Origin of the sequence: Siccirubricoccus sp. G192, assembly GCF_019084075.1 — a bacterium.
Lineage (GTDB): Bacteria > Pseudomonadota > Alphaproteobacteria > Acetobacterales > Acetobacteraceae > G192.
Map to the genome: position 1 here is coordinate 5,356,646 of NZ_JAHREN010000001.1, position 13,859 is coordinate 5,370,504.

Annotated in this window: 20 protein-coding genes; 17 read left to right on the forward strand and 3 right to left on the reverse strand. The window is 71.3% G+C overall.

The genetic code is table 11. The annotated features are described in order from the left end of the window. Nucleotides 1-83 precede the first annotated feature (83 nt). The 10 genes from KSF81_RS25825 to KSF81_RS25865 all read left to right on the forward strand — a co-directional run bounded on the left by KSF81_RS25825 (nucleotide 84) and on the right by KSF81_RS25865 (nucleotide 5,236). On the forward strand, nucleotides 84-875 hold the full coding sequence (locus tag KSF81_RS25825; protein ID WP_254453749.1) for a RibD family protein: 792 nt from the start codon (nucleotides 84-86) through the stop codon (nucleotides 873-875). Further along, on the forward strand, nucleotides 872-1,270 hold the full coding sequence (locus KSF81_RS25830; RefSeq protein WP_217381404.1) for a hypothetical protein: 399 nt from the start codon (nucleotides 872-874) through the stop codon (nucleotides 1,268-1,270). Before KSF81_RS25825 ends, KSF81_RS25830 begins: the two co-directional genes overlap by 4 nt. Further along, a complete protein-coding gene (locus KSF81_RS25835; RefSeq protein WP_217381405.1) occupies nucleotides 1,240-1,893 on the forward strand; it encodes a hypothetical protein in 654 nt (217 codons plus the stop codon). Before KSF81_RS25830 ends, KSF81_RS25835 begins: the two co-directional genes overlap by 31 nt. Beyond that, on the forward strand, nucleotides 1,850-2,263 hold the full coding sequence (locus KSF81_RS25840) for a 6-carboxytetrahydropterin synthase (protein ID WP_217381406.1): 414 nt from the start codon (nucleotides 1,850-1,852) through the stop codon (nucleotides 2,261-2,263). The genes KSF81_RS25835 and KSF81_RS25840 overlap by 44 nt, the downstream gene beginning before the upstream one ends. After that, a complete protein-coding gene (locus tag KSF81_RS30555; RefSeq protein WP_254453750.1) occupies nucleotides 2,260-2,790 on the forward strand; it encodes a hypothetical protein in 531 nt (176 codons plus the stop codon). Before KSF81_RS25840 ends, KSF81_RS30555 begins: the two co-directional genes overlap by 4 nt. Then, a complete protein-coding gene (locus tag KSF81_RS30560) occupies nucleotides 2,706-3,311 on the forward strand; it encodes a glycosyltransferase family 4 protein (RefSeq protein WP_309139675.1) in 606 nt (201 codons plus the stop codon). Before KSF81_RS30555 ends, KSF81_RS30560 begins: the two co-directional genes overlap by 85 nt. A gap of 16 nt (nucleotides 3,312-3,327) precedes the next feature. Next, nucleotides 3,328-4,230: a class I SAM-dependent methyltransferase gene (locus KSF81_RS25850; protein WP_217381407.1), complete on the forward strand. Its 903-nt coding sequence runs from the start codon at nucleotides 3,328-3,330 to the stop codon at nucleotides 4,228-4,230. 69 nt (nucleotides 4,231-4,299) lie between these two features. Further along, nucleotides 4,300-4,680, forward strand: coding sequence for a GNAT family N-acetyltransferase (locus KSF81_RS25855; protein WP_217381408.1), 381 nt, complete (start codon nucleotides 4,300-4,302; stop codon nucleotides 4,678-4,680). 26 nt (nucleotides 4,681-4,706) lie between these two features. Continuing rightward, nucleotides 4,707-4,973 carry a type II toxin-antitoxin system Phd/YefM family antitoxin gene (locus tag KSF81_RS25860; RefSeq protein ID WP_217381409.1) on the forward strand — a complete coding sequence of 89 codons (267 nt, stop codon included), beginning with the start codon at nucleotides 4,707-4,709 and terminating at the stop codon, nucleotides 4,971-4,973. After that, entirely contained in the window at nucleotides 4,970-5,236 is a 267-nt protein-coding gene (locus KSF81_RS25865; protein WP_217381410.1) for a Txe/YoeB family addiction module toxin, read from the forward strand. Before KSF81_RS25860 ends, KSF81_RS25865 begins: the two co-directional genes overlap by 4 nt. A gap of 15 nt (nucleotides 5,237-5,251) precedes the next feature. Here the strand turns inward: KSF81_RS25865 and KSF81_RS25870 are convergent, their stop codons facing one another. Further along, nucleotides 5,252-5,686 carry a RidA family protein gene (locus KSF81_RS25870; protein WP_217381411.1) on the reverse strand — a complete coding sequence of 145 codons (435 nt, stop codon included), beginning with the start codon at nucleotides 5,684-5,686 and terminating at the stop codon, nucleotides 5,252-5,254. Between the two features lie 201 nt (nucleotides 5,687-5,887). On the opposite strand from KSF81_RS25870, the gene KSF81_RS25875 reads away from it, so the two are divergent. From KSF81_RS25875 to KSF81_RS25905, 7 genes are all read left to right on the forward strand, one after another. Beyond that, nucleotides 5,888-6,091: a hypothetical protein gene (locus tag KSF81_RS25875; RefSeq protein WP_217381412.1), complete on the forward strand. Its 204-nt coding sequence runs from the start codon at nucleotides 5,888-5,890 to the stop codon at nucleotides 6,089-6,091. A 337-nt stretch (nucleotides 6,092-6,428) separates the two neighbouring features. Next, nucleotides 6,429-7,742: a ferric reductase-like transmembrane domain-containing protein gene (locus KSF81_RS25880; RefSeq protein ID WP_254453752.1), complete on the forward strand. Its 1,314-nt coding sequence runs from the start codon at nucleotides 6,429-6,431 to the stop codon at nucleotides 7,740-7,742. A 119-nt stretch (nucleotides 7,743-7,861) separates the two neighbouring features. After that, nucleotides 7,862-8,338 (forward strand): cupin domain-containing protein, encoded by a 477-nt coding sequence (locus KSF81_RS25885; protein ID WP_217381414.1) that lies wholly within the window; start codon nucleotides 7,862-7,864, stop codon nucleotides 8,336-8,338. Nucleotides 8,339-8,351: 13 nt separating this feature from the next. Continuing rightward, entirely contained in the window at nucleotides 8,352-9,602 is a 1,251-nt protein-coding gene (gene otnK / locus KSF81_RS25890; RefSeq protein ID WP_217381415.1) for a 3-oxo-tetronate kinase, read from the forward strand. Then, the gene (locus tag KSF81_RS25895) at nucleotides 9,599-10,234 is read left to right on the forward strand and encodes an aldolase (RefSeq protein WP_217381416.1); all 636 of its coding nucleotides are present in this window, start codon (nucleotides 9,599-9,601) and stop codon (nucleotides 10,232-10,234) included. Before otnK ends, KSF81_RS25895 begins: the two co-directional genes overlap by 4 nt. 18 nt (nucleotides 10,235-10,252) lie before the next feature. Beyond that, complete coding sequence (locus KSF81_RS25900; protein WP_217381417.1) at nucleotides 10,253-10,915, forward strand: nitroreductase family protein; 663 nt, start codon at nucleotides 10,253-10,255, stop codon at nucleotides 10,913-10,915. Nucleotides 10,916-10,918: 3 nt separating this feature from the next. Then, a complete protein-coding gene (locus KSF81_RS25905) occupies nucleotides 10,919-11,131 on the forward strand; it encodes a hypothetical protein (protein WP_217381418.1) in 213 nt (70 codons plus the stop codon). A 96-nt stretch (nucleotides 11,132-11,227) separates the two neighbouring features. On the opposite strand, the gene KSF81_RS25910 is transcribed toward KSF81_RS25905, so the two are convergent. Together KSF81_RS25910 and KSF81_RS25915 are read right to left on the reverse strand one after the other, a co-directional pair. Continuing rightward, the gene (locus tag KSF81_RS25910; protein WP_217381419.1) at nucleotides 11,228-11,881 is read right to left on the reverse strand and encodes a hypothetical protein; all 654 of its coding nucleotides are present in this window, start codon (nucleotides 11,879-11,881) and stop codon (nucleotides 11,228-11,230) included. A gap of 705 nt (nucleotides 11,882-12,586) precedes the next feature. Beyond that, complete coding sequence (locus KSF81_RS25915) at nucleotides 12,587-13,723, reverse strand: bifunctional 2-methylcitrate synthase/citrate synthase (protein ID WP_217381420.1); 1,137 nt, start codon at nucleotides 13,721-13,723, stop codon at nucleotides 12,587-12,589. Nucleotides 13,724-13,859: the final 136 nt, after the last annotated feature.

The window sequence follows — 13,859 nt, forward strand, 5'->3', positions numbered from 1 at the left end:
CGTGCCCTCGCCTCAATCGGGGCCCTGAAAAAGCCGCGGCGCCCTGGCATCCCTCGGGGCCTTGCGGCAAGGTGCGGCGCATCATGGACGGCATGCGGAGCGGATCGGAATGGGAGGCGCTGCTCGCCCTGCGGGACGCGGGCGGCGCCGCCGCGCCGCCATGCGGCCCCCTGGCGAAGCTCTTCGCGCCGCTGCTCGCGCCGCCGCGCGCCGAGGATGGCTGCCTGGTGGTGGGGCGGCTGGCGCAGACGCTGGACGGGCGCATCGCCACCCTCTCCGGCTCCAGCCAATGGATCGGTGGGCGGGGCGATATCCTGCACACCCACCGGCTGCGGGCGCTCTGCCATGCGGTGGTCATCGGCGCCGGCACGGTGCGGCATGACGACCCGCGCCTGACCACGCGGGAATGCCCAGGCGCAGACCCGGTGCGCGTCGTACTGGATACCGACCGCCGCCTCGGCCCCGACTACCGCGTGTTCCAGGAAGCGCCACCCACCCTGCTGCTCTGCGCCGAGGATGCGCCGGGGCCGGATCGGCTGGGCCGGGCGGAGGTGCTGCGCCTGCCGCGCGACCCGCTTCGGGGCGGGCTGCACCTCCCCTCGCTGCTGCGGCTGCTGGCGGGGCGCGGGCTGACGCGGCTTTTCGTGGAGGGCGGCGGCGTCACCGTCAGCCGCTTCCTCGCCGCCGGCTGCCTGGACCGGCTGCATGTGACGGTCGCGCCGGTGCTGCTCGGCTCCGGCATCCCGGCCTTCACCCTGCCGGAGGCGGCGCGCATCGCCGATGGGCTGCGCTTCGCCTGGACCGTGCATGCGCTGGACCCCGACGTGCTCTTCGATATCCCGCTCGACCGCGCCCGGCCGCAGGTCTGCCGATGAAGGCACGAGCGCTCTGGAGCGTGGCGCCGGGCCAGACGGAGCTCCGTGAGGAAGCGCTGCCGCCGCGCGCGCCGAACCAGGCGCTGGTGCGCATGCTGGCCAGCGGCATCTCCCGCGGCACCGAGCGGCTCGTGTTGGAAGGCCGCGTGCCGGAAAGCCAATGGGGCGCGATGCGGGCGCCGCTGATGGCAGGCGAATTCCCCTTTCCGGTGAAATACGGCTATGCCGCGCTGGGCGTGGTGGAGGAGGGGCCGACAGCCTTGCAGGGCCGCCGCGTCTTCTGCCTGTATCCGCACCAGGACCTGTTCCTCGCGCCCGCCGCCATGTGCATTCCCGTGCCGATTCGGTGCCGGACCACCGCGCCGTGCTCGCCGCCAATATGGAGACGGCGGTGAACATCCTCTGGGATGCGAGGCCGCTGGTCGGCGAGCGGGTGCTGGTGATCGGCGCCGGGGTGGTCGGGCTGCTGGCGGCGGCGCTGCTGGCGCGCATCCCGGGGCTCGATCCTGTGGTCTGCGACCTCGATCCCGGCCGCGCTGCCCTGGTGGCGGCGCTCGGCGCCCGCTTCTGCCGGCCCGATGACGCGCCCGAGGGACGCGACCTCATCATCCATGCCAGCGCCGATCCGGCGGGGCTACGCCTCGCCCTCGCCCGCGCAGGCTTCGAGGGCCGCATCATCGAGGCAAGCTGGTATGGCGACCGCGAGGCGGCATTGCCGCTCGGCGAGGGTTTCCATGCGCGGCGGCTTTCGATCCTCTCCAGCCAGGTCGGCCAGGTCGCGCCGGCGATGCGCGGGCGGCGCAGCCATGCCGAGCGGCTGGCCCTCGCCCTCGCCCTGCTGGAGGATGCGCGGCTGGATGCGCTGCTCGGCCCGCCGGTGCGGTTCGAGGATCTGCCGGGGGCGCTGCCGGCGCTGCTCGGGGCCGGCGCGCCCCCCCTGCCCCGTCGTCACCTATATATAGAGTGTGGAATCGATGTTCAGCCTGACGGTCTGCGACCACATCATGATCGCCCATAGTTTCCGCGGCGAGGAATTCGGCCCGGCGCAGCGGCTGCACGGCGCCACCTTCGTGGTGGAGGCGGAGTTCCGCGCGCCCAGGCTGGACAGCCTGCATCTGCTGATCGATATCGGCCTGGCGAAGACCGAGTTGCGCCGCGTGCTGGATACGCTCGACTACCGCAACCTGGATGCGGAGCCGGCCCTGGCCGGGCGCAACACCACCACGGAATTCCTCGCCTGCCACATCCATGGCCTGCTCTCGGCGGCGCTGCGCGAGGGGCGGCTCGGCCCTGGCAGCGCGGGGGTCAGCGGCATGAAGATCCTGCTGCGCGAAAGCCCGAATGCCTGGGCCGCCTTCGAGGGTCCGGTGCGGGATATCGCCGCTTGAGGATCGCGCTGCTCGTCCCCGGCCCCTTCGACGCCGTCTCCGGCGGCTATATCTATGACCGCCGGCTGGCCGAGGGGCTGCGCGCGCTCGGCCATGAGCTGCGCGTGGTGGAGCTTGCCGGGCGGCATCCGCTGCCCGATGCGGCGGCCGAGGCCGCGGCGCACGCAGCGCTGGACTCGGTGCCCGAGGACTGGCGCCTGGTGATCGACGGCCTTGGCCTGCCCGCCTTCGCGCCGCTGGCCAAGGAACTGGCGCGCCGCCGCGCGGTGGCGCTGATCCACCACCCGACCGCGCTGGAGACCGGATTCCCCGATGCCGACCGCGCCGCGCTGAAAGCCCGCGAGCGGGTATTGTTCCCGGCCATGGCGCGGCTGGTCGCCACCTCGCCCCTGACGGCGCGGCGCCTGCCGGAGGATTCGGCGCCGATCCCGCCCGGATCGGCGTGGTCGAGCCCGGCACCGATCCGGCGCCGCGCGCGCGCGGCTCGGGCGGCCCCGGCGTGGCGCTGCTTTCGGTGGGCGCGGTGACGCCGCGCAAGGGGCATGACGTGCTGCTGCGCGCGCTGGCCGGGCTGCCCGACCTCGACTGGACGCTCGGCATCGCCGGCGGCGCACGCGACCCGGTGCATGCGACCGGGCTGCGCGCCCTCGCCGAGACGCTCGGCATCGCGCAGCGCGTGCGCTTCCTGGGCGAGGTGGATGCGCCGGCGCTGGCGGCACTCTACGACGGCGCCGATGCCTTCGCCCTGGCAACCTGGTGGGAGGGCTATGGCATGGCGGCGGCGGAAGCCCTGGCGCATGGCTTGCCGGTGGCCATCACCGCCGGCGGCGCCATCGCCGAGGTGGTGCCGATGGAGGCGGGCATCGTCTCGCCACCCGGCGATGTGGTGTCGCTGACCAAGGCGCTGCGGCGGCTGGTCTTCGATACCGAGATGCGCCAGGAAATGGCCGAGGCCGCCTGGGCCGCCGGCCAGCGCCTGCCGCGCTGGCCCGACCGCGCCGCCGCCTTCGCCGCCGAGCTGGAACGCGCCGCGGAGACGGCGGCGTGATGCGCCGGAGGCGCGCATGACCGAGGAATTCAGCCTCGACTGGCTCGACCTGCGCGAGCCCTTCGATGCGCTGGCACGGTCGGAGGCGCTGGCGGCGCGGCTGCTGGCGCGGCTGCCGGCACGGCCGCGGCTGCTCGACCTCGGCGCCGGCACCGGCAGCCTGTTCCGCTGGCTGGCGCCGCGCATCGGCCGGGCCCAGGCCTGGACCCTGGTGGATGCGGACCGCGAGATGGCCGAGGCCGCCTTCGACACCATCGCCGACCGGGCCGAGGCGATCGGCCTGAAGATCAGCTTCCCCAACCGCAAGACCCTGCTGGTGCATGCCCCAGGTGGCGCCTGGCGGGTGGAGGCGCTGGCCGCGGATCTCGCCGAGGCGCCGGAGAACCTGCCGCTGCACAATGCCGATGCGGTGCTCAGCTCGGCGCTCTGCGACCTGGTCTCCACCCCCTGGCTGGAGGACATGGCGACGGCGCTGCGCATTCCTTTCTACGCCGCGCTCTGCGTCGATGGGCGGGACCGCTTCACGCCGCCGCATCCCGCGGATGCGCGGGTGGCGGCCGGCTTCCGGCGCGACCAGATCCGCGACAAGGGCTTCGGCGGCGCGGCGCTCGGCCCCGCCGCGCCGGCGGCGATCGCCCGCATCTTCGGCGCCCGCGGCTTCACGGTGGAGAGCGCCGCCAGCGACTGGGTGGCGCGTGGCCGTGGCGGCCTGGCGCATCCCTCGCTGCGCGACCGCTCCGCGCAATTCCTGGCGGAGCTGGTGATGGGCCATGCCGCATCGGCGGAGCGGCAGGACCCGCGCGGCGCGGCGCGGATCGCGGGCTGGAGCGCAGCGCGGCTCGGCCAGGTCGCGGAGCGGCGCCTGGCCCTGCGGATCGGCCACCGCGATGTGCTGGCCCTGCCGGGAGAGCGCGCATGATGCTGCCGCCGGGGCTCAGCCTCTCGGTCGAGGACAAGCCGGCCGAGGCGGATGTCGAGGTGCTGCCCTATGGGCTGGAAGCCTATAACGAGCAGCACTGGCCGGGGCACCAGCCCTGGCAGCCGCTCGGCGTCTTCCTCCGCGAGGGCGCGCGGGTGGTGGCGGGCCTGGCGGGGGGAGAGCTACGCCGGCTGGCTCTTCATCCGCTATCTTTGGATCGCCGAGCCGCTGCGCCGCCAGGGAATCGGCAGCCTGCTGATCCGCGAGGCCGAGCAGCGGGCGCGGGCGCGCGGCTGCCACTCGGCCACGGTCGATACCTTCAGCTTCCAGGCGCCGGATTTCTACCTGAAGCAGGGCTTCGCCGACTTGGCCGGCTGGACTATCCGCCGAAGGGGGAACGGATCTTCCTGCGCAAGCGGCTGGCTTGAACCAGGCGCGATCTGTACTTAAATCCGTACGGATTGGAGGCGTCGAGGATGGTGCAGGTCAGCTACACCGAGTTCCGCACCAACCTCGCCACGCATATGGACGAGGTGGTGAACAGCCGCGCGCCCCTGCTCGTGACCCGCCAGGGCGGCAAGGGCAATGTCGTGGTCATGTCCGAGGAGGAATTCGCGGGCTGGCAGGAGACGGTGCATCTTCTCGGCAATCCGCAGAATGCCGCGCATCTGATGCGTTCCATCGCAGAACTCGATGCCGGCGAGGGTGAGGAACGGAAACTGGTCGACACCCCGCGCCGATGAGGGTCGTGTTCGCGTCCGAAGCCTGGGCCTCGTACATGGAATGGGCGCGAACGGACCAGGCGGTACTGCTCAGGATCAACGAATTGATCGAGTCGGCCCGCAGGACTCCCTTCGAGGGGCTGGGCAAGCCGGAACCGCTGAAAGCCACCCTGCGGGGGTTCTGGTCCCGCCGGATCACCCGAGAGCATCGGCTGGTGTACCGGGTGGCGGGGGTGGGCGAGGAGCAGCGGATCGAGATCGCCTCCTGCCGGATGCACTATTGAGGAAACGGGACCGGTTCACGGCCGCGGCACGTAGCCGACCGCCTCCACCTCCAGCGCGCAATCCATGGGCGTGCGGCCGGCCTGCATGCGGGTGCGGGCGGGGAGCGTCTCGGCGCTGGTGAAATAGCTGCGGTAGATGCGGTCGAAGGCTTCCTGCTGGCGCTGGTCCTTGAGCCAGACGATCACCTTCAGCAGGCAGTCCATGTTCGACCCCGCCGCTTCCACCAGCCGCTTCAGGTGGTCCATGACGATCCGCACCTGGCGCTCGAAGGGCAGGTCCGGGAAGGGCGGCGGCGGCTCGCCCCGGGCACGGGCGGCGCGGAGCGCGGCGCAATACTCCTCCTCGAAGGGCGGCAGGCCGGAGACATAGAGCATGTCGCCGTGCCGGACGCAGAGGTTGAAGGGGCCGCCCGTCTCCGGCACCCCCGCCTGGATCACCTGCTTCTCCATCTTTCCTCTCCCATCCTCGGATGCGACAGGGAATGCTAGGCCACGCGGCCAAACCAGCGAAGGGGGGACTCCCTGAGGCGCCGGGCCGTGATTCGACGCCGATCTCTGGCATGGAGATCGGCGTTGATCCGTGAGCGGCCGACAAGGCTTGGGCAGTCTTCGAGCCATTCGTGGTGTCCGCGAGCCCGCGGCCATCGGCGGGTGCTGGGCGCGATCTTCTGGATTGCGCGCATCGGCGCGCCGTGGCGTCACCTGCCGGCGGAGCTCGGCATTCCGCCACTCCGCCGCGGGACCACTTCCGGCCTGTGGGGCGTGATGACCGAAGCCTTGGCCGATGGCGGCGATGATGCCGACCATGGACCAGGTTTCTCCGGCCGGCGCACGAAACGAATATCATCGCGCTGACTGGTTGATGCACGCATGACGTCGGCAAGGATTGGGGCTCGATGCGCTGGCCGGCAACCCGGCCCGGCTTGGCGGGTCGGGGTGCGGCCTGCGGTTCGATTGAGGTAGCAGCACTCCATGCATGCCATCGCCCTGTCACAAACGAAGCAATCGGCAGGACGCGCTTACCTTGTGAAACAATTTCTGCCAACCGGATTTGACAAAGATCAAAGAAGCCACGGCATCTTCTCGGCACACCAAGACCAGGGTGAAATTTTTTCTTTCTTCGATCTGAAGGCGGCGGCGCAAGGGCCTTGTGATGGGACGTATACAGCTGACATTCTGGGGTGGGATCGTCTTGCTCAGCGGCCTGTGGCTTCTGGCGAATCCTGGCGCACTGGCGCCAGCCAGCTTCTTCGCGTTCCGCGACTCCATGGTGCAGTACAGCGGCATCCTTGCGATGGGCTGCATGAGCCTCGCCATGATCCTCGCGATGCGGCCGCGCTGGCCGGAAAGGTGGTTCGGCGGGCTCGACAAGATGTACCGCCTGCACAAATGGCTCGGCATCGGCGGGCTGGTGCTGGCGATCGCCCACTGGCTGTGGGCAAAGGGTCCGAAATGGGCCGTCGGCCTCGGCTGGCTGGAGCGGCCGCAACGCGGACCGAGGGCGGCCGTCGAAGGGGTCGAGCAATTCCTGCTTTCGCAGCGCGGCGTGGCCGAAGGGCTTGGCGAGTGGGCCTTCTACGGCTCGGTGCTCCTGATCGCGGTGGCGCTGATCCACCGCATCCCCTATCGCATCTTCTACAAGACGCACCGCCTCCTCGCGGTCGCCTACCTGGTGCTGGTCTTCCACAGCCTCGTGCTGATGAACTTCCCTTACTGGGCTTCACCGCTCGGCGTGGTCATGGCGGTTCTCCTGGCTTACGGAACATGGGCCGCGATTGTGGTGCTCGTGCGCCGTGTCGGTGCGAGCCGGAAGGTGGACGGCACAACCACGCGGCTGCATTACTTTCCGAGCCTTCGCGTGCTCGAAGGCGAGGTCGACACCCTGCAGGGCTGGCCCGGGCACAAGCCTGGACAATTCGCCTTCGTCACTTGGGACGAAGCCGAGGAGGCGCACCCATGTACAATCGCCTCCGCCTGGAACCCTTCCGAGCATCGGCTGACGTTCATTACCAAGGAGCTGGGCGACTTTACACGGCGCCTGCCCGAGGCGCTGCGGGTCGGTCAACCGGTGAAGGTCGAGGGTCCCTATGGCTGCTTCACCTTCGATGACAACCGCACACGGCAGATCTGGATCGGCGGCGGCATCGGCATCACGCCCTTCATCGCCCGCATGAAACAGCTCGCGATGGATCGACAGGCCTATTCCGGCCGGCCGCGCTCGCAGGCAATCGATCTCTTCCACACCACGGCCGATTATAGCGAGGAGGCGATCGGCAAGCTCACGGCCGATGCAGAGGCCGCAGGCGTACGCCTGCACGTACTCCACGACACGCGTGATGGCCGGCTCACCGGCGACCGCATCCGCGAGGCCGTGCCGGACTGGCAGGAAGCCAGCGTCTGGTTCTGCGGCCCGGCGGGCTTCGGCGACGCGCTCAGCAAGGACTTCGCCAGCCACGGCCTGCCGGTCACGACGCGGTTCCATCGGGAATTGTTCTCCATGCGATGACCTGGAGCTCCCGGCTGGCTATCGACCGGCAGACCGTCGCATTGTTCTCCCGGTGCCGGCGGGACGAATGCCTTTCGGGGCTTGTCCCGGCAGCCCGAACGCCGTGGCAGGAGGAGACGATGCCGGACAAGCCCATCGCGATCCGCGCCAAGGATGCGCCGCCCCGCGCCCGCCCGAGCAACTACCCGCCAGACCTGGTGGCCAGGATCGGCGCGCGGGAGAAGCACCCGCTCGGCGAGTTCTTCGGCCTCCGCAACTTCGGCGTGAACCTCACCCGGCTGCCGCCCGGCACCGCCTCCGCGCTGCGCCATGCCCATGCCCTGCAGGACGAGTTCGTCTACATCCTGGAAGGCACGCCAGTCCTGGTGACGGATGCCGGGGAGACGCCGCTTGCGCCCGGCATCTGCGCGGGCTTCCCCTGCGGCACCGGGAACGCGCATCATCTGGTGAACCGGAGCGCGCAGGATGTGGTCTATCTTGAGGTCGGCGACCGGACGCGCGGCGATTCCGTGGACTACCCCGATGACGACCTGATGGTCCGGCCCGATGCCGAGGGCCGCGCCCGCTTTCTCCGCAAGAATGGCACCCCGCTCTAGAAGGATTTTCCGCATGCCGCTCCTTGGCTGCATCGCCGATGATTTCACCGGCGCCACCGATCTCGCCAATACGCTGGTGCGGGGCGGCATGTCCGCGGTGCAGGTGATCGGCGTGCCCGATGCCCCGCTCCCCCAGGCGGATGCGGTGGTCATCGCGCTGAAGTCCCGCACCGCGCCCGTGCAGCAGGCCGTGGCCGAGAGCCTGGCCGCCTGCGAGGCGCTGCTGGCGGAGGGCGCGCGGCAGATCTTCTTCAAATACTGTTCCACCTTCGACAGCACCGACCAGGGGAATATCGGCCCGGTCGCGGATGCGCTGGTGCGCCGCCTCGATTGCGGCTTCGCCCTGGCGAACCCGGCCTTCCCGACCAATGGCCGCACCGTCTACCAGGGGCATCTCTTCGTCGGCGCGCAATTGCTGAACGAGAGCGGCATGCAGGACCACCCCCTCACGCCGATGCGGGACGCCAACCTGGTGCGCGTGCTCGGGCGGCAGACCGATGGCGCGGTGGGGCTGGTGCCCTTCGCCACGGTGGAGCAGGGCGCGAGCGCGATCCGCCGCGCCATGACCGTGCTGAAGGAAAGCGGCCGCCGCTATGCCGTGGTGGACGCCGTGACGGATACGCATCTGCTGGCGATCGGCGAGGCGGCGGAGCACCACGCCCTCATCACCGGCGGCTCCGGCGTGGCGATGGGCCTGCCGGCGAATTTCCGCCGCGCCGGGTTGCTGCCGGAGCGCGGCGATGCCGCCGTGCTGCCGCCGATGCGGGGCCATGCCGTGGTGCTGGCCGGCTCCTGCTCGCGCGCCACGCTTGGGCAGATTGGCCTGGCGCGGAATCATGTGCCGGTGCTGGAACTGGACGCGCTGGCCCTGCCGGATGCCGCAGCGCTGGCGGCGCAGGCGCTGGAATGGGCGGCGGGCAGGCTCGGCGAAACCCCGCTGGTGATCGCCGCCTCGGCGCCGCCGGACCGGGTGGCGGCATTGCAGGCACGGCTCGGGCGCGAGGCGGCGGGGGCGCTGGTGGAGCAGGCCATGGCCGCCATCGCGGAGGGGCTGGTGGCGCGCGGCGTCGGCCGGCTGGTGGTGGCAGGGGGCGAGACCTCGGGCGCCGTGGTGGCGCGGCTCGGCGTCAAGGCGCTGCGCATCGGGCCGGAGATCGACCCCGGCGTGCCCTGGACCTATGCGGAGCCCGTGGGACTGCACCTGGCGTTGAAATCCGGCAATTTCGGCGGGCGCGACTTCTTCCTGAAGGCATTCGGGGCATGAGCACGGAATCCGAACTCCGCGAGGCCATCGCCGCGCATGGCAGGCTGCTGTTTGGCCGCGGCTTCTCGGTGGGCAGCGCCGGCAATATCAGCGTCCGGCTGCCGGATGGCTTCCTCATCACCCCCACCAATTCCTGCCTCGGCCGGCTCGATCCCGCGCGGATCAGCAAGCTCGACCTGGAATACCGCCATGTCGCCGGCGACAAGCCCTCCAAGGAGGTCTTCATGCACCGCGCCTTCCTGGCCACGAGGCCAGAGGCGGGAGCGGTGGTGCATCTGCATTCCACCCATGCCACCGCCATCGCCTGCCTGGCGGCGCCGGGGGAGACGGCGCCGATCCCGCCGCTGACGCCCTATTTCGTCATGCGCATCGGCCGCGCGCTGCCGGTGATCCGCTACTACCGGCCGGGCGACCCGGCGATGGAGCCGGCCATCGCCGCGGGGGCGCGGGAGGCACGCGCGGTGCTGCTGGCGAATCACGGGCCGGTGGTCAGCGGCAAGACGCTGGACGATGCGGTCTATGCGGCGGAGGAGCTGGAGGAAGCGGCGAAGCTGGCCCTGATGCTGCGCGGCCAGCCCGCCCGGACCCTGACCCCGGCGGAGGTGGACGAGTTGCTCGGGCATTTCGGCTGATTAGCGAGGAGATCGCCCGTGCTCGGCCCTTGCAGGCGAGCGCCGGCATTCCGCAGCAACAGAAGGAGCGAGCCATGCCCCCCCACCACCCCGCCGGACCACGAAGCGCCGGCCGATCGCCCGATCGAGGCGCTGCTGCGCCGCCGCTGGAGCCCGCGCAGCTTCACCGACCAGCCGGTCTCCGCCGCCGCGCTGGAGACCCTGCTGGAAGCTGCGCGCTGGGCAGCAAGCTGCAACAACGCCCAGCCCTGGCACTACCTGATCGCCCGGCGGCAGGAGGATGCGGCTGCCTTCGAGGCGCTGCTCGGCTGCCTGACGCCGAACAACCAGGGCTGGGCGAAGCACGCCCCGGTGCTGATGCTCTCGGTGGCGCGCACCACCTTCCCGGCGAATGGCAACCCGAACCGGCATGGCTGGCACGACACTGGCGCGGCCAGCGCGCAGATGGCGCTGCAGGCCGCCGCGCTCGGGCTGCAACTGCACCAGATGGCCGGCTTCGACCCGGCCCGCGCGCGCGAGGTCTTCGCCATCCCGGCTGAATACGACCCCGCCGCGGCCATCGCGCTCGGCCATCCCGGCAGCGCCGATGCCCTGCCGGAGGCGTTGCGGCAGCGCGAGACGGCGCCACGCGCGCGCCGCCCGGTGGCGGAATTCGCCTATTTCGGCAAATGGGGCGGCTGAGGCATGGAGCAGGAGATGCTCGACCGGCCGGCGATCCGAGCGCTCGACCCGGCGCTGCTGGCGCGCTTCCCGGAAGGCTACCGGCATCTGGCCTATCTGCAGACCGGCATCGGCTATGCGGTGAAGACCGACATGCCCGGGCTGCACGGGCCGGAGGTGGAGGCGCTCCATGCCCACGGCGCGCGCTGGCTGGCGGGCGGGCCGCACGGGGCGTAGCCAGGCGGGGGCTGGCCCATCGCGGCCCGGCGCCCCACGCGAAAAGGGCGCCGCCCCCTGCGAGACGGCGCCCTCTCGCCGGGATCTGCGGCGGACTCAGTCGTTGGAGGACTCGCCGCCCTCAGTCGCCTCCGGCACTGCGGCAGGCGTTGCGGCGGCAGCGGCGGCGCGCTTCGCGGCGCGGGTCGCGGCCCCCTTCTTCGCCGCCTCGGAACGGGCCGAGGTGGCGGTCTTCGCTGCCGCGGCGCGGCGCGGCGCGGCGGTCCCTGCCGTGGTCCTGCGGGCCGCCGGCTTGCGGGCGGCAACCTTGCGGGCCGCGGGCTTGCGGGTCGTGGCGGTCGCGGTGGCCTTGCGCGCGGCGGGCTTCCGCGCCGCGGTGGTCGCCTTGCGCGCGGCCGGCTTGCGGGCCGTGGTGGCTGCCTTGCGCGTGGTCGCCGTCTTGCGGGCGGCAGGCTTCCGCGCCGTGGTGGTCGCCTTGCGGGCGGCCGGCTTGCGGGCCGTGGTGGTCGCCTTGCGCGTGGTCGCCGTCTTGCGGGCCGCGGGCTTGCGGGCGGTGGTGCTGGCCTTCTTCGCCGCCGGCTTGCGCGCGGCCGGCTTCTTCGCCGCCGCCGTCTTCTTCGCCGCCGGCTTGCGGGCGGCCGGCGTCTTGCTTGCGGCGCGGGCGCGGGCCGTGGCGGGCTTCTTCGCCGTGCGGCGGGTGGTGGACATGGCCATCGCCTGGGCGTTCGGCGTTTCGGTGGTGTCGGTCACGGTCAGGATCTCCTTGCGCGTTCCGTGGGGGAACGGGCCGCTGCCATGGGGCGGCCGGCCCGGGTGGTGCAGGATTCGGTCGTGCGACGGCGGCGGCGCGCGGATCCCGTGGCGCGCGGCGCCGGACGGATCGCCGTCCAGGCCATGCAGGCAGACATCGGCAGCGGGCGATCGGCGGCACGCCGCATCGCAACTCCCTCGGCCGCGTCTCCATCGCGGGGCGCGCTGCTGGCGCCCTGCGGCAGTGCGGGATGCCCGGCGGAACTCGCTGCCGCCACCCCGTCATGCCTGCGGTCCATGGACCGTCCTTCCCTGCTGCGGCACTTCGTCGACGCGTTCGCTGGATTTCCATGCAAGCGAATCGCGTGCGACAGGTGCGCGCGAATCACGCTATCTGCACAGCCATGTGGCGTGTCAACAGAAACCGCAATTGCAGCCACGCTTTTCTGCGCACGACACCGCGCGACATTCCGCCGCGCCGCATCCCGGCCTGGAAGGATGCGCGATCCATGGCGCGCGGCGATGCAGGACGGCAAGCGCATCGTGGCATGAGGCGCGAAAGACAACGGCCGCCGGATGCGCCGGCGGCCGTCTGGAAGCGGGATCGGCACGGCGCGAAACCTGCCGCGCCATGCCCTTGCTCAGCGTGCCGCCATCGGCGCCACGCCCTGGTTCAGCGCTCCGACATCGGCGGCACGCCCTTGCTCAGCGTGCCGCCATGGGCGGCACGGGGCGCTGCTCCGGCCCGGTATAGACCGAGAGCGGGCGGATCAGCCGGTTGTCCGCCGCCTGCTCGATGACATGCGCCGCCCAGCCGGTGACGCGGGAGGCCACGAAGATCGGGGTGAAGAGCGGGATGTCGAAGCCCATCAGGTGGTAGGCCGGGCCGGCCGGGAAATCGAGGTTCGGGTGGATGTTCTTCTGCCGCAGCATCTCGGCGGCGAGGATGCGGCTCATCTCCATCCAGCGGCGGTCGCCCACCACCTCCGCCATCTTCTCGGCGTATTTGGTCATGGTAGGCACGCGACTGTCGCCGGACTTGTAGACGCGGTGGCCGAAGCCCATCACCAGCGCGCGATGGTCGAACCTGCCCTCCAGCCAGGCCGCCGCCTTCGCCGGCTCGCCGATCTCCGTCAGCATGTGCATCACCGCCTCGTTCGCGCCGCCATGCAGCGGCCCCTTCAGGGCGGCGATGGCGGCGGTAATGGCGCCATGGATGTCGGCGCCGGTGGAGGTGACGGTCCGGGCGGTGAAGGTGGAGGCGTTGAAGGTGTGCTCGGCATAGAGGATCAGGGAGACGTCGAAGGCGCGCACCACCTCCGGCTGCGGCACCTTGCCGAACACCAGATTGAAGAAATTCTCGGCGAAGCTGTGCGCCGGGTTGGGCGCGACCGGCACCTGGCCCTTGCTGGCGCGGTGCGCGGCGGCGATGGCGGTCGGGATCTTCGCCAGCAGCCGGAGCGCCTTGCGCCGCGTCGCCGGCTCCCCGGTATCGGCGGCCTCGGGGTCCTCCATGCCCATGAAGGAGACCGCGGTGCGGATGGCATCCATCGGGTGGGCGTCATGCGGGAAGGCCCGGATCACCTCATGCAGCGGCGGGCTGATCTCCCGCTCCGCCGCTTCCGCCGCCTTGAACTCCGCAAGCTGGTCGCGGTTCGGCAGCTCGCCGTTCCAGAGCAGGTAGGCCACCTCCTCGAAGCTGCACATCTCGCACAGGTCCTGCACCGCATAGCCGCGATAGGTCAGGCTGTTGGTTTCCGGCATCACCTTGGAGACGGCGGAGACATCGGCGAGCACGCCGACGAGACCCTTTCTAATGTCGGGCTGGTTGCTCTGGCTCATGCTTTCGCTCCTGTGCTGTTGGTTGTCCTTGTGGTCCTCCGGCCCGGGCCGTGAGGCTTCGGCGCCGGGCAGCCTGCCCCCGGCGCCGCGCCGCCGCCAGCCCGGGGCCGCATCGGCGGCGAGGGGCCTCCCCTCG

What these genes read in the sequence shown, in the direction of transcription:
- KSF81_RS25825 (WP_254453749.1), top strand. Translation starts at nt 84, where the DNA reads ATGGACGGCATGCGGAGCGGATCGGAATGGGAGGCGCTGCTCGCCCTG.
- KSF81_RS25830 (WP_217381404.1), top strand. Translation starts at nt 872, where the DNA reads ATGAAGGCACGAGCGCTCTGGAGCGTGGCGCCGGGCCAGACGGAGCTC.
- KSF81_RS25840 (WP_217381406.1), top strand. Translation starts at nt 1,850, where the DNA reads ATGTTCAGCCTGACGGTCTGCGACCACATCATGATCGCCCATAGTTTC.
- KSF81_RS25850 (WP_217381407.1), top strand. Translation starts at nt 3,328, where the DNA reads ATGACCGAGGAATTCAGCCTCGACTGGCTCGACCTGCGCGAGCCCTTC.
- KSF81_RS25855 (WP_217381408.1), top strand. Translation starts at nt 4,300, where the DNA reads ATGGGCTGGAAGCCTATAACGAGCAGCACTGGCCGGGGCACCAGCCCT.
- KSF81_RS25860 (WP_217381409.1), top strand. Translation starts at nt 4,707, where the DNA reads ATGGTGCAGGTCAGCTACACCGAGTTCCGCACCAACCTCGCCACGCAT.
- KSF81_RS25865 (WP_217381410.1), top strand. Translation starts at nt 4,970, where the DNA reads ATGAGGGTCGTGTTCGCGTCCGAAGCCTGGGCCTCGTACATGGAATGG.
- KSF81_RS25870 (WP_217381411.1), bottom strand. Translation starts at nt 5,686, where the DNA reads ATGGAGAAGCAGGTGATCCAGGCGGGGGTGCCGGAGACGGGCGGCCCC.
- KSF81_RS25885 (WP_217381414.1), top strand. Translation starts at nt 7,862, where the DNA reads ATGCCGGACAAGCCCATCGCGATCCGCGCCAAGGATGCGCCGCCCCGC.
- otnK (WP_217381415.1), top strand. Translation starts at nt 8,352, where the DNA reads ATGCCGCTCCTTGGCTGCATCGCCGATGATTTCACCGGCGCCACCGAT.
- KSF81_RS25895 (WP_217381416.1), top strand. Translation starts at nt 9,599, where the DNA reads ATGAGCACGGAATCCGAACTCCGCGAGGCCATCGCCGCGCATGGCAGG.
- KSF81_RS25905 (WP_217381418.1), top strand. Translation starts at nt 10,919, where the DNA reads ATGGAGCAGGAGATGCTCGACCGGCCGGCGATCCGAGCGCTCGACCCG.
- KSF81_RS25915 (WP_217381420.1), bottom strand. Translation starts at nt 13,723, where the DNA reads ATGAGCCAGAGCAACCAGCCCGACATTAGAAAGGGTCTCGTCGGCGTG.